Genomic DNA, 23,866 nt, shown 5'->3' with positions numbered 1-23,866 from the left:
TTTTTAATCTTTATTTTCTGCGCAGCTGTGGCTAGTTAAATCGTTGACTACTAAATCAAGTAGCTGCATAAGCTGTTTGGCTTGCGTAGGGTCTACACTTTCAAACTTACATAGTATATTTTTTGGAATATCAGCGGCGTCGTTTTTAAGGGCTTGCCCACTGTGGGTAAGCTGAATTAGGCGTTTACGCTTGTCGTGTTCGTTTTTAATAACAGCTAGCAAAGATTTTTCGGTCATTTTTTTGAGTATTTGGGTCATAGCGCCGCCATCAATAGCGGTTTTATCTATTAGCTGCGCGATGGTTATTTTGTCTTGCTCCCACAGCGCCATCATTACTACATACTGCGGATACGTTAAATTAAGTGCAGCTAAAGGCTCACGGTAAGCGCGTGCAATGCTATTTGATGCCATATATAGCCTATGACACAGCTGATTTTTTAATTTTAATTGCTCAAACGACATACCTAACTCCCAACGCGATAATACCTTTAACTCAAAAAAACATTTTAATTTGCATGCAAAGTATTTGCAATCTCTAATTACTTACCCTATTATTTTGCATGCAAAATAAATTAATTGATAAACTTTGGAGTTCACTATGAATGTATTACAAAACGTTGCCTACACAGCAAAAGCAACTGCAACCGGTGGCCGTGAAGGTGTAGCTAAATCTGACGATGGCCGTTTAGATGTGAAGCTATCAACCCCAAAAGGGCTAGGTGGTGATGACGGACAAGGCACTAACCCAGAGCAGCTATTTGCAGCAGGTTATGCAGCGTGTTTTATTGGCGCACTAAAATTTGTAGCAGGTAGCGAAAAAATTGCGCTACCAAGTGATACACACATTAATTCTGAAGTATCTATTGGCGCAATTGAAGGCGGTTTTGGCATTGCAGTTAAATTAGCGGTATCACTAGGTGATATGGATAAAGCAGCAGCGCAAGAGCTGGTAAATAAAGCACACCAAGTATGCCCATACTCAAACGCTACACGCGGGAATATTGAGGTGGAACTTTCGGTTATTTAGTTAACTGATTACTTAGCATTGTAATAGCCCAGGGGTTTTGCCACTGGGCTTTTTTTGTGCGTTGCAATTTAGCTGAGTTTCCACGCTTATAAATAAATATACGAAAAATCGTATATTCACTATTTCATATATTCTTGTTTTGTTTTATTGTATGCACACTAACTAAACGAGGATGCTATGGAACAACTCAACCCACTTCAATTTTACAAATGCTTAGCCGACGATACGCGTTTAAAAGCCATGTTATTAATTAGCCATGAGCAAGAGCTATGTGTGTGTGAGCTTGTTGCTGCGCTTGAACTTAGCCAACCTAAAGTATCGCGCCATTTAGCGCAGCTTAGGCAATGTGGCTTATTGAGCGACCGAAAGCAAAATCAATGGGTGTACTACAGCATTAATAAAGCCCTGCCAGAGTGGTCTCTTAGCGTAATAACACAAACACGAAACGAAAATTCTTCGTTTTATAACGACGATTTAAATCGACTCAATGCAATGGGTAATCGCCCTGAGCGTGCAGCAAGCTGCTGTTAATTAAGCAAATTGATATAACTTTACGAAAGGTATTTATTATGACAATTAAAGTAGGTATTAACGGCTTTGGCCGAATGGGACGTTTAACACTGCGCGCAGCACTAGAGTGGCCAGAAGTAGAATTTATTAAAGTAAACGATGTTGCAGGCGATGCTAAAACACATGCCCATTTATTAGAGTTTGACTCAGTGCATGGGCGTTTAGCGCACAGCGTTACAGCAAACGAAAATAGCTTTAGTGTGGGTAAACACACTATTGCTGTTACCAATAACAAAACCATTAACGACACCGATTGGTCTGATTGCGATGTAGTAATAGAAGCCAGCGGTAAAATGAAAACTACTGAGCTGTTAAATCAATACTTAGCACAAGGTGTTAAGCGCGTTGTGGTAACCGCACCAGTAAAAGAAGACGGCATTTTAAATGTGGTTATGGGCGTTAACGATAATTTATATAACCCAGATGAGCACAAAATTGTTACAGCGGCTTCGTGTACGACTAATTGTTTAGCGCCTATTGTAAAAGTACTACAAGAAAAAGTAGGCATTAAGCACGGCTCAATGACCACTATTCACGATATTACCAATACCCAAACTATTATTGATGCGCCACATAAAGACTTACGCCGTGCTCGTTCGTGCGGGACAAGTTTAATACCCACCACAACAGGTAGCGCAACAGCTATTACGCATATATTCCCTGAGCTAAAAGGTAAGTTAAATGGCCACGCCGTGCGCGTACCGTTAACTAACGCATCAATTACCGACTGTGTATTTGAGCTTGAGCGTGGTGTAACTGCAACTGAGGTAAATGAATGGTTTGCTCAGGCGTCTAAAAACGAGCTTGCAGGTGTATTAGGCTACGAAGAAAAACCGCTGGTATCGATTGATTACAAAACCGATCCACGTAGTAGCATTATTGATGCACTCTCTACCATGGTTATTAATAATACACAGCTTAAATTATACGCTTGGTACGATAACGAATGGGGCTACGCTAATCGTACCGCCGAGCTTATGCTTAAAGTTGCTAAAAGCGACTTGGTTTAACCATTTATAAGGTTTAAAGGGCTTTAACCATGTTTGAGCAGCTTGCTAATTTACCTACAGCAATAAAACAGTATTTAATTATTACCGGTAATTATTGGGCATTTACCTTAACCGATGGGGCACTGCGTATGCTGGTGGTGCTGCATTTTCATCAGTTAGGGTATGGTGCGTTGGCTATTGCCATGCTGTTTTTGTTTTACGAAATTTTTGGTGTGATCACCAATTTAGTGGGCGGTTGGTTAGGTGTCAAACTTGGGTTAAATAAAACTATGAATATAGGCTTAGGGCTGCAAATTGTTGCCTTAGGCATGCTGTGTGTACCGGGTGATTGGCTCACAGTTGCGTATGTCATGGTAGCGCAAGCACTAAGTGGTATTGCAAAAGACTTAAATAAAATGAGCGCCAAAAGCGCGATTAAGTATTTAGTTCCTCAAGGCGACAGCGGGCAAGCGCAATTATATAAATGGGTTGCTATTTTAACGGGGTCTAAAAACGCACTTAAAGGCGTAGGCTTTTTTTTAGGTGGCTTGCTATTAAGTTTATTTGGGTTTATTGGCGCTTTAGTTGGGCTTATTGTATTACTCAGCATAGCGTGGGTAATAAGTTTAGTGTTTTTAAAAGGCGACATGGGTAAAGCTAAAACTAAACCTAAGTTTAAAGAGTTATTTTCAAAATCTCGTGCAATTAATTTACTCAGTGCAGCGCGTTTGTGCTTATTTGCAGCGCGTGATGTGTGGTTTGTGGTTGCATTACCGGTTTATTTAGCGGCTCAGTTTAAGTGGGATCATTGGTGGGTAAGTGGGTTTATGGCAACGTGGGTTATTGCTTACGGACTAGTGCAATCTCAGGCACCACGTATTACAGGACACAGCCAATCTCATAAACAAGCAAGTGCCACTGCATATTGGTGGGTGGTGTTACTGAGCATGGTTACTTTAGTATTAGCCGTTTTAATGCAACTTAACTTAGCGGTACACATAACCTTAATAGTTGGGCTACTTATTTTTGGGGCTGTGTTTGCAATTAACTCATCGCTACACAGCTTTTTAATTGTAAGTTTTGCTAAAGACGATGGGGTGTCGTTAGATGTGGGCTTTTATTACATGGCCAATGCAATGGGGCGTTTATTAGGGACTGTGTTGTCTGGTTGGGTATTCCAAGTTTATGGATTAAGTGCCTGTTTGTGGGTGAGTGTGGTGCTATTACTAAGTGCCTCAGTGACGACTGCTTTTTTAGCCAAGCGTTAAAACTCAACGTATTGTATTAAATTAAATTTTGTTAACGGTTATCGATAGCTTGATTAATAAAATCGTCTAAACTGTATTTGTAGTTTAAACAAAGGGCGGGTCAATGCGAGAAATATCGTTAGCAAAAAAACTACTGTGGATTACAGTAGGCAGTATATTTATAACAGTTTTGGTGCTTTCTAGTGTTTTGTGGTGGCAGCTATCATCAAGCAACGATGAGCTATCAACCCAGTCAGAAAAATACATAGTAGCAGAGGTTGAAGAAAAGCTAAGTGCTAATGCGGCTGTATATGGTGAAAGAATTGCAGGGTTTATTAACGAGGCATACCGTGTCCCTTTTTCACTCGCTGCCATATTAAGTGGCACGGCGGGTAATGATGCACTTAGTCGCGAATCCGTTGTTAATCTTAATCAATCCATATTAAATAATAATGAATCGCTTTCTTCCATCTACTCCCAGTTTGAAGTAAACGGTTATGATTCTAAAGATACTCAATTTACAAGCGGCTACAGTCACTCTGTTGATGGTGCTGGTACACTCGAAATTTATTTTACGCGTAGTAAAGCAGGCGTGGTTGAGCAGCAAGTTGTAGACGACCCTGCCGAAAAATATTTCACTAAGCTTAATGAATTTGGCCTGCGAGAGTCTGAATGGTATTTGTGTGCTAAAGACAACGTTAAGCCCTGTATTATGGAACCCTACCTGTACGAAATTACGCCAGGCAACTCAGAAATGATGACGTCTCTTACGGTTCCTATTGTCAAAGATGGTCGGTTTGTTGGTATATCTGGCGTTGATTTAACGTTACCGGTTTTTCAAGCGTTAACAGAGCAGCTTTCAAAAGAGCTTTATAATGGTCAAGCTAAGGTAACATTATTAAGTGATTTTGGTTTAATAGTAGGCAGTAGCCACTACAAAACCAAGCTTGGCCGACCTTACAAAGAAGCCATGTCATCCACGATTACCAGTAAAGTTGAAAAGGTACGAGGTGAAAACAATCTTTTAAAAGCGGATGACACTTACCTGGTTAATTACCCCATAAATATAAAGCTTGCAGACACTCAGTGGTCGCTTATTATTGAAGTACCTGCAAATTTAGCACTGGCTGGCCCACAAGCTTTGAGCGAAAATATGCAAAGCACCGCAGCAGCATTGGGCACTATTATTTTAGTAACCGGCTTAATTATTGCGGGTGTTGCTTTTGTAGTTATGAAATTCGTTGTAGCAGGTGTTATTGCCCCACTTGAACAAATACAAGAACGCGTTGATAACCTAGCCAGTTCAGAAGGCGACTTAACACACACCTTACATGTAGACAGCCATGCCGAACTAATTGCACTGGCTGGTGGTTTTAACCGCTTTTTAACCAAATTACGCGACCTAATTGCTGAGCTTAAAGCCGTATCAGACTAAGCAACAAGGCGAAATTGCCCAGCATATAGCCATCGACACAAAACATAATGTGCAGGCGCAGTTTAAAGAAATAGAAAGCGTTGTTACCGCTATGAACGAAATGAGCGCAACGGCACTTGAAGTCGCAAGAGCGTCTGAGCAGTCGGCGCAGCAAGCTGACGAAATTAACGGCTTAGTGGTAAGCAGTGAGTCGAGCTTGTCGTCGGCTATGACGCAAGTTAAAACCATGTCTGAAGAAATAAAAGAGGCAAACCAAGCGGTTGAAAAAGTAGCCACGCGCAGTAAAGACATAACGCAAATTTTAGATGTGATCAGAACCATTTCAGAGCAAACTAACCTACTGGCACTCAATGCAGCCATTGAAGCTGCACGTGCTGGCGAACACGGTCGAGGTTTTGCCGTTGTTGCTGATGAAGTAAGAGCACTTGCCTCTAAAACACGTTCATCTACTGATGACATTAGCAACCTTATAGACAGCCTACTGCATGAGGTTGGCAATGCTTCCACTGTAATAGAAAAAGGCGTTGTAAGAGCACAAAACGCGGTTGACGAAACCTCTGTTGCTTTTGACGCGCTGCACAGTGTGGTTGTAAAAGTGGATGAAATAACTAATCAAATTACGCATATTGCAACAGCCGCTGAAGAGCAAAGCCTAGTAACAGAGGAAATAAACCGTAATTTAACGCTTATTTCTGATGCAGCTTCTCAGTTATCTGGTTTATCTTCACAGGCTGGCGACAGCAGCGAAGTTCTCAATAAGCTAGTTGCTCAACAAGATAGCGAACTCAATAAGTTAAAAACCTAACAGGTACATAATTTCTAAAAATAAAAAACGGCGGTAATTACATTACCGCCGTTTTTTTTGCCATTAATTGAGCTAAAGGGTTTAGAGCGTTTTCATAATTTTAAACATTTGATCGATCATAGGTTGTGCAAGCTCTTCAACACCCGGGCGGTTAAAATAGCCGCGTAGGCCTGTAAATTGCACTTTAAAAAAGCGGGCGTAGTCTTTTGGGCTAACCTCGCCTTTTAGCTCTTCACGCGCAATGGCTTGTGCAAATAAATCGCTTAAATAGGCTTCAAATTTATCTGATAAATCAAGGCTTAATGAATACAAACCGCTGTCTTCGTCGGCAAATTCGCAATTTGCTTTTACCAACATACAAATAGCGCTCGGGGCATTTTTTTTATCTTTAATAATCACGTTCTCAACAAACGTTTGTAAACCACCAATAATAGTAGGTGACGCCAATAAACAGGATTTTATTTGGTCTTCTATTTGCATGGTATAGTTTTTTAAAGACTCAATATAAAGTCCTTCCTTTGAGCCAAACGCAGAATAAATACTGCCTGGGCGCATATTAATTGCATCTTGTAGATCACGAGTAGAAGTGGCGTTAAATCCCTTCTCCCAAAATAGCTGACTGGCAAGGCGAACAACCTTCTCGCGCTCAAACTTTACTTTATTGACCATGCTGTTTCTCAATTAATTTGAACATTCGCTCAATTTTAACTTGAGCAATCGCTCAAAATCAAATACTATGTATTTCGACGTTACATAAACAACTCATTTTTGGAGCTAACAATGGCAGAATTTACTTTATACACAGCAGAAAACGCACCTGAAGAATCAAAACCTTTATTAGCCGATTCAGTTGCTGCATTTGGCATGCTACCTAATTTACATGCAGTAATGGCTGAAGCACCAACGCTATTAAAAGGTTACCAAGTACTGCACGACTTATTTCAAAAAACATCGTTTAACGCAGAAGAGCTAACAGTAGTATGGCAGTCAATTAACGTTGAGCATGAGTGTCATTACTGTGTACCAGCGCACAGCGCAATTGCCGCTTCAATGAAAGTTGACCAAGGTATTGTTGATGCACTAGTAAACAAAACACCACTTGCAGATGCAAAACTAGAAACACTACGTGAAACAACACTGGCTATGACGCGTGAACGTGGCGTAATTAGCGATGAGCAAATTGAAAAGTTTTTTGCAGCCGGTTACGGCCAACAGCAACTACTAGAAATTATTGTAGGTTTATCGCAAAAGGTAATGAGCAACTACACTAACCACCTAGCAAATACGCCAGTGGACGAACCATTTAAAAAATTCGCAAAATAATCGCGTATTAATTAACAAAAAAGGCAGCGGGGCTGCCTTTTTTGTACTGTAAACGATGATAGCTATTTAAATTTAACGGCTTGATTGCTACGTGTATAAATACGTGATTCTGGTTTAGTCCATTCACCTTTTTTTAAGTAGGAGGTAGACACAACTAACTTTTCATTTTTTAAATCACTGGTCGACTTCACTTTAGTAATACCTTCTTTACTACCAGTAACCTCTTCGTAAGCAACAAATTGCGTAGGGCTGAGTACTTTTATAGTGCCTTTTGTGTAAAAGCCGGCTGTTGTAAAATAATAAAAAACCAATGACTCTTTTTTACTATCGTAAAAAATCATCGACTCGCCACCATATTCACCCTCATTAATAGAGTGCTTTGTTCTTATTGCCTTACCATTGAGTGCACGCTCCCATAAGCCCACGTCTTGAACGGGTTTAGCGCCTGGTACAACATCAAAATCGGCCTGCCACGACCCTAAATAAGGCTGAAATACACTGAGGTGTTTATCAAGTTTAAGTGGTTGTTCTTTTGCGTGGGTTGTAAAAGCTAAAAAGCATAAAGTACAAAGGAGCGCTTTAAAATATGTCATAATTATTCTCTTATTATTTGAACTGATACAAACTAGTATAGGCGATAATTACTTGATAAAGAAAACCTTAATAATTCTATCCTTATTTTTTATATTCATATTATGGGTTGCACATTTTAAATGGGGCATAACTATTTTTGCGCCTACTTATATAACGGTTATTAGTGCCATAACATTTATTATGTATGCGTGGGATAAACAAAAAGCTAAGCAGTCGGTAAATAAAAAAGTAAGCCGCACGAGCGAACGAACTCTTCATTTATTAGCACTATGTGGAGGGTGGCCCGGGGCGTTAATTGCTCAGCAATTATTGCGTCATAAATCACAAAAAAAGCGTTTTATAACGGTACTTTGGGTGTGCATTTTATTAAATATAGTTTTATATTTTTTTGCTTTAGAGTTTCTTGGGTATTTGGAAATGGCTAAGTTAAGCCTTTAACCCCCCCCCACTGAGAAACAACTGAATCAGTGGGGAGGTGATTGAATCACAATATTAGCGCTTTAGCTGTGCTTCGCTTTGATTGAGTAAGCGAATGATAGGGTTTTGTTGTAAAATTTTATTTTTTAAGAAATATCCAATCAATAATCCGGCAACAAAGCCCCCAATATGTGCGCCATAATCAATGCCATCAGGGCCGCTTAACGCACCAGATATGTTTATAATCAACCAAATTGCAAAAAACCAAGCTGCAGAAAGTTTTTTCTGGTAAATGATAATCATAAAAGTGAGGCTGGCATGCCTAAACCACATTAAGTACATACCAAATAAACCTGCAATTGCACCACTTGCACCTACGCTAGGTATTGCAGATGTAGGGCTAACAAGGTAACTGGAGAGAGAAGCAATTAGCCCACACACTAAATACCAGATTAAAAAGCGCTTATGCCCTAAAACATCCTCTAAGTTGTCACCAACAACATATAAAAAGTACATGTTACCAAGTAGGTGCATTATTGAACCATGCAGAAACACACAAGTTAGTAGGGTCCATACCTTATTACCTTGACTTATATCTGCGGGCGTCATGGCAAAAAGTTCAAGAGCAATGCCAAATGTTTCCTTATTGAAAAAGTATAAAGTAAAAATTAATGTGTTGAGTGCAACTAAACCGAAAGTGACCCATGCTTTTCGCTGAGGTTTTATATTATATTCAACAGGCATTTGAGTTAAAAATTGAAAAAAATACGTTTTCCAGCTTGTTCCTTGATTTAGCTCGTTTAGGCTCGCTTTTAATTCTGGGCTGTTTTCAACTCCTTCTAGTTCATCCTTATCAATCCAGGTACCATCACAATGCCTACAAATATCAATTTCGGTGTGAAAATCTTCTAGAAGATGAAAACGTTCCAAGCTTTTATCACAATCAGGGCAGTCAAGTTCTGAAATACCTAATGAATCACCAAAGCTTGTTTCAAATTTGTCACCTACAGGACCATCGTTAATTTCGTCAATCATGCGATTAACTTCATTTTTTTCAAACCAAAGGCCGCCACATTCACGGCATATATCTATTTCTTCACCTTGATAATTTGTGACTTCTAAAGCATGGGTTTTACAATGAGGGCAATGTTTAATTGGCATTTGTTAATTCCTTTAGTGATCCGACAGAAATATTATTCTGTTTTAATTCCATTTTTAATTGTTCCGCGTTTTGTTTTAAGGCGGGTAATGTTTCATTTTTAATTAAATTAGTTATTTTTTTTAGCTCTATTGCAGCTTGTTTAGCTGACATTTTTCTTTCAATGGCAGCGTTAATTAGAAATTCGGCTCTAGAATAAAACCTACGAATTTTAGTCAAAAATTCACTGGGTGTTTCGAGTGTAGTAGGCGAAAACTGCATTGTTTTCCAAATATACTTCTCTAAGGTAGGCTTAAAAAATTCCATTTCAGATTTTGGTGGGCTTTTTGATAAGCGTTCGGCGTACTCTGCAACGGTATTTGCATTATCATTAACTTCATCAAATAAAGATGTTCTGAGGTAGTAGTTATCTTCTATTTTACTAAATGAATCAAATTTTAAGGCTTGCTCTAAGCCACTTTGTGCGGCCAGATAAACACCAAAAATTGTCGAGATCACCATAAAAAACTGATTTAACCAAAAGCCTGTACTTTTTAGTTCTTTATTATCAACGGTTCTGAGAGCCTGAGCTAACTTTTGAGTAGCTGCAGGGCTTTTTGTTTCACTCTGGGTAGAGGGAGTTGTAGGGGTCATTGCAAAATCCTTTTGTATTGCTTCCTTTTTAAGCAGTGCATTCTAAAGAATGCTCTGCCTATAATCAATATCGTATTAGCTAATTATAATTATTACTGGTTTATTATTTTATAGGTCAATCATAATTTTTTGGATTAAATTATCCTGTGTTTAACAATACCGCTCCACTTTGCTCACTCCCTAAATGATCGTCTTTATTATAAATAGGGCAACTTTTGAGTGATAAACACCCACAGCCAATACATCCATCTACGCGGTCGCGTATACGTTGCATATACGCTATGCGTTCATCTAGTTGAGCTTGCCAGCGTTTTGAAAGCGCAGACCAATCTTTTTTAGTGGGCGTACGGTTATCGGGGAGTGAGGCAAGTGTATTTTTAATATCGTCTAGTGTAATGCCCATGGCTTGTGCTGCTTTTATTACGGCCACTCGGCGAAGTACATCGGGTTTGTAGCGGCGTTGGTTACCGTTATTTCGCCAGCTTTTTATTAATTGCTTGGTTTCGTAAAAGTGTAATGTAGACACCTTCACACCACTTCTTTTTGCGACGTAGCCTACTGTTAAAGTAGCGTCGATAAGTTTTTTTTGCTCAGCAAACATTAATTTTATTCCATGTATTGACCTCAATATAACTTGAGGTTTTAAGCTTTCTTCAACATTAAAAAAGGAGCTGAACAAATGCAACAAAAACTTAGTCGTAACACCGTTATTATTTATTCATCGGCACGACAAAATGGTAACACAGCCGCACATGTTAAAAGTTTTGCTGAGCAAAATGAGCTGCATGTTGTGTGTTTAGATAAATTTAAAATACCGCCTTACAGTTACAGTAAAAACTACAGTGATGATGAGTTTTTCTCGCTTTTTGAGTCACTTTTACATTACGACCATTGGGTATTTGCCTCGCCAGTTTATTGGTACAGCACCACAACACAAATGAAAACATTCATAGATAGAATTACCGATTACATGGATGACGAACATTTAAAACCAAAGTTGCGTTTACTGCGCAGTAAAGATTTTTCACTGTTGTCTAATGCGTCGTCGAGTGAGGCGCCAGATGCCTTTGTTGCGATGTTTAAAAATACATTTAGTTATTTAGGGATGCAGTTTTTAACGCACCACCATAAAAGTTCGCAAACTTTAGCGTGAATAACTGCCTTTTGTTCAACGCATCTGGTACTTTATTTATAAACAAAAAAACAAACGGATTGTTTATGAAATACTTACTGTTATTTTTAATATTAAGCCCATTATCTTTCGCTAATGAGCAGCCTATTAGTGGTTTTGGTTTTTATTATAACGTGCCAGAACATGCGGCAATTAATAATTCTACTCAGTTCAAAATAGCGTTTGATGTGGCCGATGGCGCTAAAAAAGGGGAGCAAAATAATGCAATGAACTCACTTGCTCGCTTTATAAATATGCATGTAGCACATGGCGTTAAACCAGAGAACATTAAGTTAGCATTAGTTGTACATGGTGGTGCAAGTGAAGATGTTTTATCGAACGATGAATATAAAAAACGCTTTAACGTTGATAATAAAAACGCAAGCTTAATAAAACAATTATTGGCAAACAACACGCAGGTATTTGTATGCGGGCAGTCGGCTACGCATTTTAAAGTAGCGCCGAAACACCTTATACAGGGTGTTACCATGTCTTTATCTGCTATGACCGCGCATGCTCAACTTCAGCAGCAAGGCTTCACTTTGAATCCATTTTAATGAAAAAATCTACTTTATGTTTTGGTGACTCAAATACGTGGGGGTTAAACCCCGCAACGGGAAAGCGTTTTGAGGAAAAAGTAAGGTGGCCGTCGGTATTAGCAGACATGCTTGGCGAGCAATTTGCTATTATAGAAGCGGGGCAGCCTAATCGTACGCTTGTGAATAATCCACCATTTAATGGGGAGTTATCGGGCGTAAGTTATTTAAAACCGCTTTTAGAAGCGCACTCTTTAACTACTATAGTGATAGCCCTTGGTACTAACGATTTAAAACAGCGCTTTAAATTAACGCCTGAGCAAATAGGGAATGGCTTAGCAAATTTAATAGACTGTATTGAAGGGTTTTACGAGGGTTATAAACAACCTAAGCTCATAATATTGAGCCCTGCTTATGTAAAGTGTGTAGGGCAATATAAACATGTTTACGAGGGCGCACCGAGTAAAAACGAGGCATTAAAAAAAGAGTTTGAAAATATTGCCCGTGCTAAAAAAGCCTACTTTTGTGACTTACAGCAAAGTATTACTGTTTCAGCTATTGATGGGGTGCATATTGATGCTGATGGGCACGCTAAAGTAGCGGCTTTGATGTGTAATTTAATAAATGAAGCTTATGCGTAATGAACGCTAACGTTTAAATTATGAGTATGCTATTTACTATGAATATTGTGAGCTTATTTGCATTTAAGGCTGATTATGCAATGATGGAGAACACACTGATAGTGAATGCTTTATAGGCAATAAGGACATAATGAAAAAATACCAACAAAAGTCATTAATTGCAGTTTTAACCGGTGTTTTGGTTTTTGTAGTGGGTAGCTTAGTTTTATTGTATTTTGCTGGGCACAAATTAGCAGCTGCAATACAAAAAGATGCAAAACAAATTGTTAGCCACATAGATGCAGCTGTCAGCGAGCGTCGTCAAATTCTTTTTCCTTTAAATTCATTTAATTTCTCAGAATGTAGCAACGAAAATCTACTTGAAATGCGGCGTGCACTTTTTGATGCCAAGTATGTTGTAGATATTGGCTTTTTTAAAAATAATCAGCTTGTCTGTACAACGGGCTCGGGTGTACTAAAAACCCCCATAAACGATAGAACCCCCGACTACATTCGCAACAACCTCGAAAGTAATAACGACAATAACATTAGAGTTCGATTCGAACCTAAATTAAAAATTTTACTTTTTAAGGAGCGCATAATGCAGGTCGTGATTGTAAGGCAGGGTAATTATAATTTAATTATGGATACCGCAGCTATCAGTCGCAGCAATATTGCAGCTCCGTATTGGGAAATTACTTATGAGTCGGGTTCAGATACATTTCATTTGGCGGGTAAAAGCGGATTAAGTAAAAAGCTTGCAAACCACAAACAAATACCATTTGAAACCGCATTTATGTGCAGCGAAAAAAATAAAGGATATTGTGTTGCAGTTAGAACGCCATGGAGTGAGTTTTTCGCTGACAATCAATTTTTGCTGATTATTTCTCTTATATTAACCTGCCTAACGGGGGTGTCGAGCGCGCTAATAGTGGATTATCAAATAGCCGCTCGTCGCTCTACTAATAATAGAGTGCGTAAAGGCTTAACAAAGGGCTCATTTTATTGGACTTACCAACCTATTATTTGTTTGCACACAGGTAAAGTAATTGGTTGTGAGGTGCTAGCTCGGTTTAAAGACAAATACGGACCACTTTACCCCGATGAGTTTATTCCGGTGATACGAAAAAATAATTTAACGTGGTCGTTTACTCAAGCAATGGTAGCAAAAGTACTTAAAGAGCTTACAGAGTTGGACGATTTACCAACGGGTTTTAAAGTGTCTATTAATATATTTCCTTGTGATGTAGAACTTGGCAATGTATCGCTGTTGACACAAGAGCCTGCACTTATTAATTCGCGATTTACTATTTGCTTAGAAATAACAGAAGACGAGTACCTCGATACTAGCATTGCGCATGCTCATTTTAGAACGCTGGTTGACTCTGGCTTTAATTTGTCGCTTGATGATTTTGGAACGGGTTACTCCAATTTGAGAAACTTACAAAATTTAAGTTTTCATCAGTTAAAAATAGACCGCACCTTTGTTCAAGATATAGCAACACAAGGTTTAAAAGCGTCTATGATCCCGAATATTATGGAGTTAGTGCGTAAGTTTAACTACACCTGTGTAGCTGAAGGAATAGAAACAACAGAGCAAGAGACTATGTTAAAAACAGCTGGTGTGCATTACGGGCAAGGGTGGAAATATGGCCGGCCAATGAGGGTCGATAAATTTAAACATTATATTGCGCAGCATGCGCTTTAAAAAAGATCGACGCTCTTTTTGTTTGCGTATAAGTCACTAAATTTATTGTAAAAATAGGCCAAATAAAATGTTTAAACCAGTAATAACAGTATTTTTGCTACTACTTATAAGTGGTTGTGCATCGCAATATCCCAATCAGCAAGTTGTTGGAAAGCAATTTCCAATAATCACTGGTGAAAGTTTAGAGAAAAAAGAATTTGTTATTCCGAGTGATTTTACCACTGAAAAAACCTTGCTGCTTATAGGCTATAAACAAGACAGCCAGTTTGATATTGATCGCTGGTTAATTGGCCTAGATATGGCCGGTGTAACACTCCCTACTTATGAGCTACCTACCATTGCGGGCATGGCACCACGTATGTTTAGTACGTTCATTGATAATGGTATGCGCAAAGGTATTCCAAAGGAGCTGTGGGGCGGAGTTATTACCATTTATGAAGATGGAGAGGCAGTACAAAAATTTACGGGCAATCAAAACCCAAATAATTCTCGTGTAATTTTAATTGATAAAGCAGGTAAAATTTTGCATTTTTACGACCGTGGTTTTTCGGTTGACGCGCTTAATAAACTTAAAGAAAAAATAAAATAAAGGGAGCTAAGCTCCCTTTGTTATTAAGTGGATTTAAAATTCGTAACTTATACTAAAGCGCGTAGTACGCGGCATAATATAGCGACCGTTTGGCGCGTCGGCATTACGTGGGTCACCCTCAGTAATACCTTGCTCATCAGTTAAGTTATCAATAGCTACTTGAAGCTTTATACCTTCCATTGGCTCTAAAATTAAGCCTAAGTCTACTTTTTCGTAGCCATCAAGTGTCACTGTGTTTTCGTTGTTACCAAAACGGTCATCAACTGCCGAAAGTGTACCGTATAACGTGGCGTACATACCTTGTAGCTCAAAGTCGTAGCTTGGCGTTACACGCACTTGCCATTTAGGCTGGCGCTGCGATATATTGCCTTCATTTGTAGGGCTTTGCGTAATTTCGGTTTCTTGTAGTGTGGTATTTAAATTAACCGAAAAACCCGACTGATGATTAAAGTTATAATCAAGCTCAACACCATATGCTTCATTTGTTAAAATTTCAGCAGGTACGCCTGGGCGGCGTACAAATGTGTCGCCTTTTACTTCATTCACAAATAAAGTGGCGTAAAAGTCGGTAGAGTCTGAAATAAGTTTGTAGCCAAATTCACCTTGAGTTACTTCTTTAATTAGCTTCTCGCCGCCTTCATAAGCGCTAAAGTTATCTCTAAAGTCGTCAAAGTAAGGCATTTTATAGCCTCGGTTAACACGGGCAAATACGCCCATATCATCGTTAATAGAGTAGTTAATACCGGTTGTCCACGAGGTCTTACTTTCATCGTAGTTAACAGTCTTTGTGATTATACCGTCTAGGCCTTCATCAACACTGTATTCTACTTCATGGTTTTCGTGGCGAATGCCTACATCTAAGGTAAAGTCGTCGGCAAATTTATATTGAGTGGTAATATAAAATGCGTTGGTGCGTGCATCACCTGTTGAGCTTATATCGTAGTTAAAATCGCAGCCGTCGGTGCTTTGATTACACTCAATACCAGTCAACGACTCACCGCCTGCTTCTAATACGTGGTAAGCCGTATTACCTAAACTCCACCAATCGTTTGCCGATGTGCTTGCTGTGTAGTAACCAAACGAGGCTGATAAGTCATCAAATTGCTTTGAAAACGCTAAATCGTTAGTAAATGAGCTAATTTCTTTAAGTACAACCCAGCGTCCAAGCTGTTGTATAGGGGTATTGCTTGCGTATTCTGTATTGGTTACTGCGCCAAACGCGGTTTGGCCGTTATCAGCAACGTCCCCAACTGTTGTAGCTGAGCCGCTTGGTACTAGGCCAAACGTATTCGCATCGCCTTTGGTTATGTTAAAACGATCTGAAAATTGCCAACCATTATCAAACTCTAATTTAATGCTACCGCCCGAAACATGCCCATCCCAGCCTCGGCCATCACCTAGGTCTATATCATGTGCTTGTGCATCAGGCCCGGTGAATATTGTTGCTTGGCGGTTTAATGTGCCAAGTTGTGTGTACTCTGCATCTATCCCTTCTATATTTAATGGGGTAGGTAGGTACCATGCACCGTGGTCATCTGTTTGGCGAGTGTAAAAGTTAAGCTCACCGTTATCTAAATCTTTAGTTATATTAATTGTGAATTGGCTGCCTTTCTCAGAGGTAAAGCCTGCATCACGAATACCGGGTGAGCTTTTAACATATCCACCTACCATAAAGTATAAATCGTCGGTGATTTCGCCGCTCATAACCGCATCTACACGCTGTAAGTCGTAATCTGATGTGGTGTATTTAAATAAGCCTTCGGTATCTTCGCTGCCTCTTTTTAAGCGAAAATTTGTTGTTAAACCTGGTTGCCCGTTAGATAAAACAGGGTTTGGACCACCGCGTAAGGCTTCCATTGTCTCTATTGTTTCATCAATTCTAAACAACGATGAATTTTCTAAAAAAGATAATGTAGGGGCAGGGTAAACAGGCGAACCTTCAATACTTAACGTTAAAAACGGGGCGTCACCCCCGCCAGGAAAACCACGTACAAATACATTCGCGCCCGACTCACCACCCGAGCTTTCTACCCATACACCCGGCACGGCTTTAAAAAGGTCGGCGGTGCTTTTAGGTGACAGTTTAATAATTTGCTGGCTATCAATATTTGTTACAGCGTAGCCGGCATCAATTTTTCTGATACCAACGCCAGTGGGCGTGCCTGAAACAACAATGCGCTCAACCTTGGTTTCTTGTGCTTGCTCTTGGGCAAACGCAGCGTGTGAGCTTAGGGCTAAAGTTATGGCACACGCTAGTGTGCTTTTTGCTTTATTGAATTTCATGTGTGATCCCGTTTTTAGTGTGTTAAACAGTGTGTTTTTACAGCGCCATTAGTAAAAGTTAATGTAAACAGGCTGTATATGGTGAAACCTTAGAGATAAATGCAAACGTTTGCAATACTTATTTGTAAATTATTTATGAATTTAATTTGTTGGATTATTAAGCGTAATACCAAATGAATTGATTTTTTGTAGCTGGAACGCGCCAGTAAAAATTAATAATGCTATATTGTCAGCTAGTTACAATTTATATTAGCGAACTCAAAGCGGCTCAAGGTTTTCATGAACAATAAAAAAATTAAATTAGCTGATTTAGCGAAATTAGCAGGCGTATCTACCTCTACCGTTTCGCGCGCATTAAATGACAACCCATTGATAAAGCAAGAAACACGCGACAAACTTCAGCAGCTCGCAAAAAAGCATAATTTTAGCCTAAACACGGCAGCCAGTCGTTTGCGCACCCAAAAAACAAATGTAGTTGCTGTTATTATTAACCTTGATGTGCAAACAGAGCAGTCAATTAGTGATCCGTTTTTATTAAAAGTAGTCAGCGAAATTAACCTAGCACTAAATCAACAAGGGCTAGAGCTTTTATTATCTAATTCCATAATGGCGCAACACGATTGGGCCAATTATTTTATTAACGGACGCAGAGCCGACGGAATCATTGTTGTTGGACAAGGTAAAGACCAGCGCAATATAGAGGCTGCCGCTAAAGCTGGTATTCCATTAGTGGTGTGGGGAGACCCTAAAACAACTAGCAGCTACCCTATAGTAGGCAGTGATAATTACCTGGGCGGTATGCAAGCAACGGCGCATTTAATAGAGCATGGTGCTAAAAATATTGTGTTTTTAGGTGACCCAGAACACGGCGAAATTAGCGAAAGACACCGCGGCTACGCTGCTGCGCTTTCAACACATAAACTAGAGCAACACGTTGTTTCAATTGATATTACAAGTGGTTCTGCTTATCAAGCAGTAAACCATTTACTGCGTGAAAAAGGCCTGTATTTTGATGCTATTGTTGCCTGTAGTGATATGGTTGCACTCGGGGCAATGAAAGCCTTAAAAGAGCGTTATGTGAGTATTCCAAACGATGTTGCTCTTGTTGGATTTGACGATATTGCAATGGCAGATATAAGCCACCCATCACTTTCTACAATTAAACAAAACACCCAGTTAGCTGCCTCTTTGATAGTTAAAAAGTTGATGCAACAATTTTTAGGCGAAAAAGTAGAGTCTCAAGTTATTGATATAGAATTAATAACTCGCCAGTCTAGCAAGCGCTAATTTATAGCTATGTGTATTAATTGTTAAAGTTGAAATGCAAACGATTGCAATGAATTTTATTCTACACTACACTCAAGCTTCACTGACACACACACGCTAATACCCTAAGGTCATTAGCTTATAAAGTTACAATGCATTGCGTTGTAAGTAGGGCAAGCTATGAGTAAAACAAAAATCACACTGGCAATTGCTGCAAGCTATTTTATTTTTGCAATATTATTAAATAGCGTAGGTACCGTTATTTTGCAGGCAATAAATACGCTAGGCGTTAGTAAAACAGAAGCATCGGTACTGGAAGGATTTAAAGATTTATCGATTGCGATAATGTCTTTTGCTGTTGCATCGTTTATCCCTAGGCTGGGTTATAAACTCGCTATGCTTGGCGCATTAACTGTGGTTGCAGCGGCCTGTGTAAGCACCGCAATGATTAGCGACTTTTATATGTTTAAAGTGCTATTTGCGGCTATTGGCTGTGGTTTTGCTGTAGTAAAAGTCTCTGTTTATTCAATTATTGGCCAAGTAACAGACGATGCAAATAGCCATTCGTCGTTATTAAACACCATAGAAGGTATTTTTATGGTGGGTGTATTAAGCGGCTACTGGATTTTTACGGCATTTATAAATCCCAATGAGCCTAGTGCATGGCTAAATGTATATTATGCACTGGCGGCACTTACTTTAGTTGTGATTGTAAGCGTTGTAGCTGCACCTATTAAGCCTGCGCTTCAAAGCGATAAGAGTAGTTCGAGCTTAAGTGACTTTGTGGCCATGTTAAAGCTAACTTACCAACCACTTGTTGTTATTTTTATTATAAGTGCTTTTTTATATGTACTTATAGAGCAAGGAGTTGGAACTTGGTTACCAACCTTTAATAACCAAGTATTACAGTTACCTGTAGCTATAAGCATTCAGTTAGCTAGCATATTTGCCGCCGCTCTTGCGCTGGGTCGATTAGTTGCAGGGCAGGTGCTTAAACACATTAATTGGTTTTTTGTTTTATGTGGCTGCCTTGTTGCGATGGCATCACTTATTATTATTACGTTGCCGCTTACTGAAAACTTACCAACTGCTGCGGTTAAAAGCTTATTTGACGCTCCGTTAGCGGCATTTATTTTGCCTCTTATTGGCTTTTTTATGGCACCTATTTACCCAGTATTAAATTCTGTGATGTTAAATGCGCTACCAAAATATCAGCATGCGGCCATGACTGGTTTAATCGTTGTATTTTCTGCATTGGGTGGCACAACGGGTTCAATGATCACAGGCTATGTGTTTGAGCACTTTAGCGGGCAACATGCATTTTACCTTTCTTTAATACCCATTAGTTTGATTTTTATTAGCGTGATTATTTTTAAAAAACGCACCCATGCCATTTCTCAACATACAGCTAATGCTTAAATTTTTAGGATTGTTATGAATTTTTTTGATAGCCAATTATTTAAAGATGTACAAACACAGCATATTTTTAGTGACTGTAAAACATTTGCAGATGCTACCGCACGTACCAATTGGCAAAGTGCGTGTGAAAGTTACGAGCAAGTAGCACCACTTAGCAACATTGATCTTAAAGAGTTTGTAAACGCTCACTTTTTAACAACCTCGCTATTAAAAATGAGTACTGAGGTAAATACTTCAAGTGTAAAAAGTTACATCAACTCGCTGTGGGATGGTTTACGCCGCGAAGCAGACACGCCTAAAGCCGATTCATTATTAGCACTTAAGCACAGCTATATTGTACCGGGTGGGCGTTTTCAGGAAATATACTATTGGGATAGTTACTTTACAGCGCTTGGCTTAATTGACGCTAATAAAGCCGACATTGTTGAAGATATGCTGCAAAACTTTATTGATTTAATAAACGATTTTGGGTGCATTCCAAATGGTAACCGTCGCTACTATTTATCTCGCTCCCAGCCGCCAATTTTAGCGCTTATGGTGCAATTATTATGGCAACATGTGCACAGCAAATCGAATAACTTAGCCTGGCTTAAAAGTTGTGTTACCGCGCTTGAAAAAGAGTATGCGTTTTGGATGCAAGGTGCAGATAATTTAAATACTGACCAAACAGCCGTTAAGCGTGTAGTAAAGCTCAATTGTGGTGGCGTTTTAAATCGTTACTGGGACGATGAGGCTGCTCCTAGGGCCGAGTCGCTTAGGGAAGATTTAGAGTTAGCCCATGATTTTGCAGATCATGAAAAGCCTGATTTTTATCGCAATATTCGTGCCGCGTGCGAATCGGGGTGGGATTTTAGCTCTCGCTGGTTAGCCGAGCCGCTTTCGCTAAGTTCAATACAAACAACAGATATAGTGCCAATTGACTTAAATTGCTTAATGTACAACTTAGAAAATCAGCTTAGTGAGTTTTACACTTTATTAGGTAATAACACGCAAGCCGAGGTATTTAATACCTATGCCGCTAATAGAAAACAGCTTATAAATACGTACTTATGGAGCGATGAGCATCACTTTTTTGTTGATTACAATCACAGTAAAGCGAGTCAGTCTGACGTATTAAGCGCTGCAGCAAGTACAGCCCTGTTTGTAAATGTGGCTTGTGATGAACAAGCTAAGCAGGTTGCTAAACTTATAGAGCAAGACTTTTTAAAAGATGGTGGTGTAGTGACCACTATTACAGATACGCCACAGCAATGGGATAGCCCAAATGGTTGGGCTCCGCTTCAATGGTTTAGCGTAAAAGGGCTTAATAACTACGGCTTTAGCGGCCTTAGTAAGCGTATTATGCAAAATTGGTTAACTATGGTCGAGCAAGACTTTGCTCAAAATAAGTGCTTACTAGAAAAGTATAATGTGTGTGAGCCACAGCTAAAAGCAGGTGGCGGTGAGTATGCAGTACAGCAAGGTTTTGGTTGGACAAATGGCGTAACTTCGCGCTTTTATACGCTCTGTGATGACTGATCAGAGCAGTTGTTTACTATACAAAATTCAAATGAATTTATTTAATCAATTGATTTTTAATAAATTAATATTACTTATAAATTTTTATCGTTTTCATTTAATACCAAAATCGCATTGTAAGTTGTTTTTAAATTAGGTAGTGTGGTGTAAATGTTTCAAGGATGAAATTTATGCTCAAACCTCACACCGTATTTGTAAAAACAACCTTTCAATCTTCTTTTCATTGTGAAAGCTATACCATTATACTAAAAACAATGCAGGCTATTTTTGGTGACATAAAAATGGATGATGCATTACCTAAACAAGACGCACGCGACAAGTTTGATTTATATTTAATTGATGGTGCTAAAAATAATTGGTTAGATTTACTTCCTGCTGATTTACTCTGTTTGGCTAAAAAGCATAAGGTTGTTTTATTTAATGTAGAGCAAGAAGCCGTTTGCGAAAAAAATTTATTAATGAACCATATAAATGGCGTTTTTTATAAATCGGATGCCCCAGAAGTTATTTTTAAAGGGTTAGTTAGGGTCACATCGGATGAATTGTGGTTTACCCGAAAAGTAATTTCTAAAGCGTTTAGCGATATTTTATTAGTTGCTTCATCTTTTAATTCTTTACAAGACGATATTAGTTTAAAGCAGGATGACTACGCTCATTTAACTAAGCGAGAAAAATCGGTTATTCATTTAATAGCTCAAGGGGCTAGTAATAATATAATTGCGGATAAACTTAATATAAGTGATCACACTGTTAAAACGCATTTATACAGTGCTTTTAAAAAAACAAATTCACGCAATAGGGTAGAGCTTGCAAATTGGGCCCAGCGGTATGTGGCAGTATTATTGCCAATGGCAAAGTAGCTAGTTGCGGCAAAAATTCAGTAACCATTAAATTATAAAGGCTACATTAAGTAGCCTTTATAATTTTAAATTTAAATATTACGCTGCTTTTTGAGCCCACAACCCTTTATCGATTCCTTTTGTAACAAGGTCGGTTAGTGCTTTTTCTATTGCTTGAGTAACGCATATACTCATGGGTTCGTTGTCGCTAAAGCCACCTTCAGCTTCGGCTAGGCGCTTGTAACTTACATATCTAAAAAAGCCTGCTCTCATTTCTTGGCTTAATACCTTTTTGCTGGTGGCAACGCTCAAGAGTATTTGCCCTGTTCGTACGTCTACAGCACGTAAATATATTGATATAGCATCTTCTCTGTAAAGTTCAGAAGCACCAATACCAAAATATTCCATCCCTAAACCACCTGTTTTTACGTTGGTATCGTAGCTTATAATACCCCCTTCTAAAATTATTTTAGCGGTGGTTAATGGAGGGAGTTCAACACTGTTTGGATTTTCTGATTGGGCTGCTCTAATTATTTTTCTTTCCGTTAATATATTTTGCAGACCTTCACGTTCGACCGGCGTAAACCAATCCGACTCATGAAGCGCTTGCACTAAAATAGAATTAGCCCCTTGTGTTACGGCAGTAGAAAAAGAGCTTACATTTGTTTGTGGTTTGTATTGGCCTGTTTGATCTCTAAATGAGTAAACTGATACGGGTATACTGCCTGCTGGTTTTGGTAAGTTTTTTAAGTCGCTAAATATTTCTGTCGGCTCAAGGCTCATGGCACTTTGTTGAGAAGGCGGAATTAATTTTCCTAATGTTGAGCACCCGCTTAGTAGCATCAATATCGCTATTGTTATTGTTATTGTTTTTTTCATTATCCAAACCTCGGTACTTCAATAATCACGACGGTGTCATCAATGATATTCGTTATTTTGACTGTAATGGTATCAGCGGTGCTGGTGATGACTTCAATTTGATAATCGCCGCTCATAAAAATTGAGTCTTGGTCAAAAATACTATCTTCTATGTCTTCTCCAAAGGCCATGTCTGTTATTTCACGTACCATACGGTTTAGGTAGGTGCGCTCAAGCGAGTCCTGAAATTGCTCAGCATAGCCTTTTTCGATTGAAGGCGCTTTGTGTTTATTTTGAGCTTGCGCTTTACTCAATAACATATTGGCATTGAGTGGGTTGCCACCAAAGCTAGGGTTTATAGGGGTGTAAACCATTTCAGTTGCTGATGCGCAAAAGGATAATGTTGTTATTATTGTAAATATTATTTTTTTCATTTTACCATCCATTTAAAGCCATATCCTTAGAAGATGTAGCCATGTTTGAGCGAGCCATTGCATCAATTACCGTATAGACCGCTTGTTCAACGCGTGCGTCTAATGGCTCTAATCTGCGTCCTAAATAGGTTGCATATATAGTTTGATTGTTCATTACAAGAGTAAGCTTTGTGCCAGCTTTGGGTATTACCGTTTCTTTGATTTCAATGTTAAAACCAGCGGTTGAAGGCAAGTCTCGCCAGTAATTTGAAAATTCATAGTAAAATTGATGACCAAATCGGCTAATGCTTCTATCAAGTAATAACCCGTCAATTTCAAGTTCATCTGCAGCAACACCTGGAGGGGCCAAATACAAAGCGAGTAAGAGCAGGAGATTGATTTTTTTATTTATTTTCATAGTTTAAAATAGGGGAGTTGAAGCTCCCC

The 23,866-nt window shown here is 39.0% G+C and carries 25 protein-coding genes and 1 pseudogene; 16 read left to right on the top strand and 10 right to left on the bottom strand.

The window, feature by feature from the left end; translation table 11 throughout:
* Nucleotides 1-3: 3 nt before the first annotated feature.
* Nucleotides 4-462, bottom strand: coding sequence for a MarR family winged helix-turn-helix transcriptional regulator (locus tag ATS71_RS10325; protein WP_058404761.1), 459 nt, complete (start codon nt 460-462; stop codon nt 4-6).
* A 136-nt stretch (nt 463-598) separates the two neighbouring features.
* Between ATS71_RS10325 and ATS71_RS10320 the strand changes: the two genes are divergently transcribed.
* The 5 genes and pseudogenes from ATS71_RS10320 to ATS71_RS10300 all read left to right on the top strand — a co-directional run bounded on the left by ATS71_RS10320 (nt 599) and on the right by ATS71_RS10300 (nt 6,073).
* Nucleotides 599-1,027 carry an organic hydroperoxide resistance protein gene (locus tag ATS71_RS10320; RefSeq protein WP_058404760.1) on the top strand — a complete coding sequence of 143 codons (429 nt, stop codon included), beginning with the start codon at nt 599-601 and terminating at the stop codon, nt 1,025-1,027.
* Nucleotides 1,028-1,204: 177 nt separating this feature from the next.
* Nucleotides 1,205-1,558 carry a metalloregulator ArsR/SmtB family transcription factor gene (locus ATS71_RS10315; RefSeq protein ID WP_058404759.1) on the top strand — a complete coding sequence of 118 codons (354 nt, stop codon included), beginning with the start codon at nt 1,205-1,207 and terminating at the stop codon, nt 1,556-1,558.
* Nucleotides 1,559-1,596: 38 nt separating this feature from the next.
* Nucleotides 1,597-2,607 (top strand): ArsJ-associated glyceraldehyde-3-phosphate dehydrogenase, encoded by a 1,011-nt coding sequence (locus ATS71_RS10310; protein WP_058404758.1) that lies wholly within the window; start codon nt 1,597-1,599, stop codon nt 2,605-2,607.
* Between the two features lie 29 nt (nt 2,608-2,636).
* Complete coding sequence (arsJ, locus tag ATS71_RS10305; RefSeq protein ID WP_058404757.1) at nt 2,637-3,854, top strand: organoarsenical effux MFS transporter ArsJ; 1,218 nt, start codon at nt 2,637-2,639, stop codon at nt 3,852-3,854.
* A gap of 103 nt (nt 3,855-3,957) precedes the next feature.
* Nucleotides 3,958-6,073 (top strand): annotated as a pseudogene (locus ATS71_RS10300) (methyl-accepting chemotaxis protein).
* An 81-nt stretch (nt 6,074-6,154) separates the two neighbouring features.
* Here the strand turns inward: ATS71_RS10300 and ATS71_RS10295 are convergent.
* Complete coding sequence (locus tag ATS71_RS10295; protein WP_058404756.1) at nt 6,155-6,742, bottom strand: TetR/AcrR family transcriptional regulator; 588 nt, start codon at nt 6,740-6,742, stop codon at nt 6,155-6,157.
* Nucleotides 6,743-6,853: 111 nt separating this feature from the next.
* Here ATS71_RS10295 and ATS71_RS10290 point away from each other — a divergent pair, with 111 nt between their 5' ends.
* Nucleotides 6,854-7,396, top strand: a complete 543-nt coding sequence (locus tag ATS71_RS10290) for a carboxymuconolactone decarboxylase family protein (RefSeq protein ID WP_058404755.1) — start codon at nt 6,854-6,856, stop codon at nt 7,394-7,396.
* A 62-nt stretch (nt 7,397-7,458) separates the two neighbouring features.
* Here the strand turns inward: ATS71_RS10290 and ATS71_RS10285 are convergent, their stop codons facing one another.
* Nucleotides 7,459-7,989, bottom strand: coding sequence for a hypothetical protein (locus tag ATS71_RS10285; RefSeq protein ID WP_058404754.1), 531 nt, complete (start codon nt 7,987-7,989; stop codon nt 7,459-7,461).
* 52 nt (nt 7,990-8,041) lie between these two features.
* On the opposite strand from ATS71_RS10285, the gene ATS71_RS10280 reads away from it, so the two are divergent.
* Nucleotides 8,042-8,428, top strand: a complete 387-nt coding sequence (locus ATS71_RS10280; RefSeq protein ID WP_058404753.1) for a DUF1294 domain-containing protein — start codon at nt 8,042-8,044, stop codon at nt 8,426-8,428.
* A gap of 54 nt (nt 8,429-8,482) precedes the next feature.
* On the opposite strand, the gene ATS71_RS10275 is transcribed toward ATS71_RS10280, so the two are convergent.
* The 3 genes from ATS71_RS10275 to soxR all read right to left on the bottom strand — a co-directional run bounded on the left by ATS71_RS10275 (nt 8,483) and on the right by soxR (nt 10,800).
* A complete protein-coding gene (locus tag ATS71_RS10275) occupies nt 8,483-9,568 on the bottom strand; it encodes a rhomboid family intramembrane serine protease (protein ID WP_058404752.1) in 1,086 nt (361 codons plus the stop codon).
* A complete protein-coding gene (locus ATS71_RS10270; RefSeq protein WP_058404751.1) occupies nt 9,558-10,199 on the bottom strand; it encodes a hypothetical protein in 642 nt (213 codons plus the stop codon). Before ATS71_RS10270 ends, ATS71_RS10275 begins: the two co-directional genes overlap by 11 nt.
* 139 nt (nt 10,200-10,338) lie before the next feature.
* On the bottom strand, nt 10,339-10,800 hold the full coding sequence (soxR, locus tag ATS71_RS10265) for a redox-sensitive transcriptional activator SoxR (protein WP_058404750.1): 462 nt from the start codon (nt 10,798-10,800) through the stop codon (nt 10,339-10,341).
* A 78-nt stretch (nt 10,801-10,878) separates the two neighbouring features.
* Here soxR and ATS71_RS10260 point away from each other — a divergent pair, with 78 nt between their 5' ends.
* From ATS71_RS10260 to ATS71_RS10240, 5 genes are all read left to right on the top strand, one after another.
* The gene (locus ATS71_RS10260; protein ID WP_058404749.1) at nt 10,879-11,352 is read left to right on the top strand and encodes a flavodoxin family protein; all 474 of its coding nucleotides are present in this window, start codon (nt 10,879-10,881) and stop codon (nt 11,350-11,352) included.
* 65 nt (nt 11,353-11,417) lie between these two features.
* Entirely contained in the window at nt 11,418-11,927 is a 510-nt protein-coding gene (locus ATS71_RS10255; RefSeq protein ID WP_058404748.1) for a DsrE family protein, read from the top strand.
* On the top strand, nt 11,927-12,547 hold the full coding sequence (locus ATS71_RS10250) for an SGNH/GDSL hydrolase family protein (protein WP_058404747.1): 621 nt from the start codon (nt 11,927-11,929) through the stop codon (nt 12,545-12,547). Before ATS71_RS10255 ends, ATS71_RS10250 begins: the two co-directional genes overlap by 1 nt.
* A 130-nt stretch (nt 12,548-12,677) precedes the next feature.
* Nucleotides 12,678-14,234, top strand: a complete 1,557-nt coding sequence (locus ATS71_RS10245) for an EAL domain-containing protein (RefSeq protein ID WP_058404746.1) — start codon at nt 12,678-12,680, stop codon at nt 14,232-14,234.
* Nucleotides 14,235-14,301: 67 nt separating this feature from the next.
* Nucleotides 14,302-14,823: a hypothetical protein gene (locus ATS71_RS10240; protein ID WP_058404745.1), complete on the top strand. Its 522-nt coding sequence runs from the start codon at nt 14,302-14,304 to the stop codon at nt 14,821-14,823.
* A 33-nt stretch (nt 14,824-14,856) separates the two neighbouring features.
* Here the strand turns inward: ATS71_RS10240 and ATS71_RS10235 are convergent, their stop codons facing one another.
* Nucleotides 14,857-17,106, bottom strand: coding sequence for a TonB-dependent receptor (locus ATS71_RS10235; RefSeq protein ID WP_058404744.1), 2,250 nt, complete (start codon nt 17,104-17,106; stop codon nt 14,857-14,859).
* 246 nt (nt 17,107-17,352) lie between these two features.
* Here ATS71_RS10235 and ATS71_RS10230 point away from each other — a divergent pair, with 246 nt between their 5' ends.
* The 4 genes from ATS71_RS10230 to ATS71_RS10215 all read left to right on the top strand — a co-directional run bounded on the left by ATS71_RS10230 (nt 17,353) and on the right by ATS71_RS10215 (nt 22,169).
* On the top strand, nt 17,353-18,393 hold the full coding sequence (locus tag ATS71_RS10230; protein WP_268801452.1) for a LacI family DNA-binding transcriptional regulator: 1,041 nt from the start codon (nt 17,353-17,355) through the stop codon (nt 18,391-18,393).
* A gap of 159 nt (nt 18,394-18,552) precedes the next feature.
* On the top strand, nt 18,553-19,791 hold the full coding sequence (locus ATS71_RS10225; RefSeq protein WP_058404742.1) for an MFS transporter: 1,239 nt from the start codon (nt 18,553-18,555) through the stop codon (nt 19,789-19,791).
* A gap of 15 nt (nt 19,792-19,806) precedes the next feature.
* Nucleotides 19,807-21,309, top strand: a complete 1,503-nt coding sequence (locus tag ATS71_RS10220) for a trehalase family glycosidase (RefSeq protein WP_058404741.1) — start codon at nt 19,807-19,809, stop codon at nt 21,307-21,309.
* Between the two features lie 170 nt (nt 21,310-21,479).
* A complete protein-coding gene (locus ATS71_RS10215; RefSeq protein WP_058404740.1) occupies nt 21,480-22,169 on the top strand; it encodes a helix-turn-helix transcriptional regulator in 690 nt (229 codons plus the stop codon).
* Nucleotides 22,170-22,247: 78 nt separating this feature from the next.
* Here the strand turns inward: ATS71_RS10215 and ATS71_RS10210 are convergent, their stop codons facing one another.
* Genes ATS71_RS10210 through ATS71_RS10200 form a run of 3 tightly spaced genes read right to left on the bottom strand, consistent with a single transcriptional unit; the run spans nt 22,248 to nt 23,837 of the window.
* The gene (locus tag ATS71_RS10210) at nt 22,248-23,027 is read right to left on the bottom strand and encodes a CsgG/HfaB family protein (protein ID WP_058404739.1); all 780 of its coding nucleotides are present in this window, start codon (nt 23,025-23,027) and stop codon (nt 22,248-22,250) included.
* A complete protein-coding gene (locus ATS71_RS10205; protein WP_006792599.1) occupies nt 23,027-23,452 on the bottom strand; it encodes a curli assembly protein CsgF in 426 nt (141 codons plus the stop codon). The genes ATS71_RS10210 and ATS71_RS10205 overlap by 1 nt, the downstream gene beginning before the upstream one ends.
* Nucleotides 23,442-23,837 (bottom strand): curli production assembly/transport protein CsgE, encoded by a 396-nt coding sequence (locus tag ATS71_RS10200; protein WP_058404738.1) that lies wholly within the window; start codon nt 23,835-23,837, stop codon nt 23,442-23,444. Before ATS71_RS10200 ends, ATS71_RS10205 begins: the two co-directional genes overlap by 11 nt.
* Nucleotides 23,838-23,866: the final 29 nt, after the last annotated feature.

Source organism: Pseudoalteromonas sp. H71, assembly GCF_001468485.1.
In the GTDB taxonomy this organism is placed as follows: Bacteria; Pseudomonadota; Gammaproteobacteria; order Enterobacterales; family Alteromonadaceae; genus Pseudoalteromonas.
Note: the sequence above shows the minus strand (reverse complement) of the source record. Positions and strands in the feature narration are given on the sequence as shown.

What these genes read in the sequence shown, in the direction of transcription:
- ATS71_RS10325 (WP_058404761.1), bottom strand. Translation starts at nt 462, where the DNA reads ATGTCGTTTGAGCAATTAAAATTAAAAAATCAGCTGTGTCATAGGCTA.
- ATS71_RS10320 (WP_058404760.1), top strand. Translation starts at nt 599, where the DNA reads ATGAATGTATTACAAAACGTTGCCTACACAGCAAAAGCAACTGCAACC.
- ATS71_RS10315 (WP_058404759.1), top strand. Translation starts at nt 1,205, where the DNA reads ATGGAACAACTCAACCCACTTCAATTTTACAAATGCTTAGCCGACGAT.
- ATS71_RS10310 (WP_058404758.1), top strand. Translation starts at nt 1,597, where the DNA reads ATGACAATTAAAGTAGGTATTAACGGCTTTGGCCGAATGGGACGTTTA.
- arsJ (WP_058404757.1), top strand. Translation starts at nt 2,637, where the DNA reads ATGTTTGAGCAGCTTGCTAATTTACCTACAGCAATAAAACAGTATTTA.
- ATS71_RS10295 (WP_058404756.1), bottom strand. Translation starts at nt 6,742, where the DNA reads ATGGTCAATAAAGTAAAGTTTGAGCGCGAGAAGGTTGTTCGCCTTGCC.
- ATS71_RS10290 (WP_058404755.1), top strand. Translation starts at nt 6,854, where the DNA reads ATGGCAGAATTTACTTTATACACAGCAGAAAACGCACCTGAAGAATCA.
- ATS71_RS10285 (WP_058404754.1), bottom strand. Translation starts at nt 7,989, where the DNA reads ATGACATATTTTAAAGCGCTCCTTTGTACTTTATGCTTTTTAGCTTTT.
- ATS71_RS10275 (WP_058404752.1), bottom strand. Translation starts at nt 9,568, where the DNA reads ATGCCAATTAAACATTGCCCTCATTGTAAAACCCATGCTTTAGAAGTC.
- ATS71_RS10270 (WP_058404751.1), bottom strand. Translation starts at nt 10,199, where the DNA reads ATGACCCCTACAACTCCCTCTACCCAGAGTGAAACAAAAAGCCCTGCA.
- soxR (WP_058404750.1), bottom strand. Translation starts at nt 10,800, where the DNA reads ATGTTTGCTGAGCAAAAAAAACTTATCGACGCTACTTTAACAGTAGGC.
- ATS71_RS10260 (WP_058404749.1), top strand. Translation starts at nt 10,879, where the DNA reads ATGCAACAAAAACTTAGTCGTAACACCGTTATTATTTATTCATCGGCA.
- ATS71_RS10255 (WP_058404748.1), top strand. Translation starts at nt 11,418, where the DNA reads ATGAAATACTTACTGTTATTTTTAATATTAAGCCCATTATCTTTCGCT.
- ATS71_RS10250 (WP_058404747.1), top strand. Translation starts at nt 11,927, where the DNA reads ATGAAAAAATCTACTTTATGTTTTGGTGACTCAAATACGTGGGGGTTA.
- ATS71_RS10245 (WP_058404746.1), top strand. Translation starts at nt 12,678, where the DNA reads ATGAAAAAATACCAACAAAAGTCATTAATTGCAGTTTTAACCGGTGTT.
- ATS71_RS10240 (WP_058404745.1), top strand. Translation starts at nt 14,302, where the DNA reads ATGTTTAAACCAGTAATAACAGTATTTTTGCTACTACTTATAAGTGGT.
- ATS71_RS10235 (WP_058404744.1), bottom strand. Translation starts at nt 17,106, where the DNA reads ATGAAATTCAATAAAGCAAAAAGCACACTAGCGTGTGCCATAACTTTA.
- ATS71_RS10225 (WP_058404742.1), top strand. Translation starts at nt 18,553, where the DNA reads ATGAGTAAAACAAAAATCACACTGGCAATTGCTGCAAGCTATTTTATT.
- ATS71_RS10220 (WP_058404741.1), top strand. Translation starts at nt 19,807, where the DNA reads ATGAATTTTTTTGATAGCCAATTATTTAAAGATGTACAAACACAGCAT.
- ATS71_RS10215 (WP_058404740.1), top strand. Translation starts at nt 21,480, where the DNA reads ATGCTCAAACCTCACACCGTATTTGTAAAAACAACCTTTCAATCTTCT.
- ATS71_RS10210 (WP_058404739.1), bottom strand. Translation starts at nt 23,027, where the DNA reads ATGAAAAAAACAATAACAATAACAATAGCGATATTGATGCTACTAAGC.
- ATS71_RS10205 (WP_006792599.1), bottom strand. Translation starts at nt 23,452, where the DNA reads ATGGATGGTAAAATGAAAAAAATAATATTTACAATAATAACAACATTA.
- ATS71_RS10200 (WP_058404738.1), bottom strand. Translation starts at nt 23,837, where the DNA reads ATGAAAATAAATAAAAAAATCAATCTCCTGCTCTTACTCGCTTTGTAT.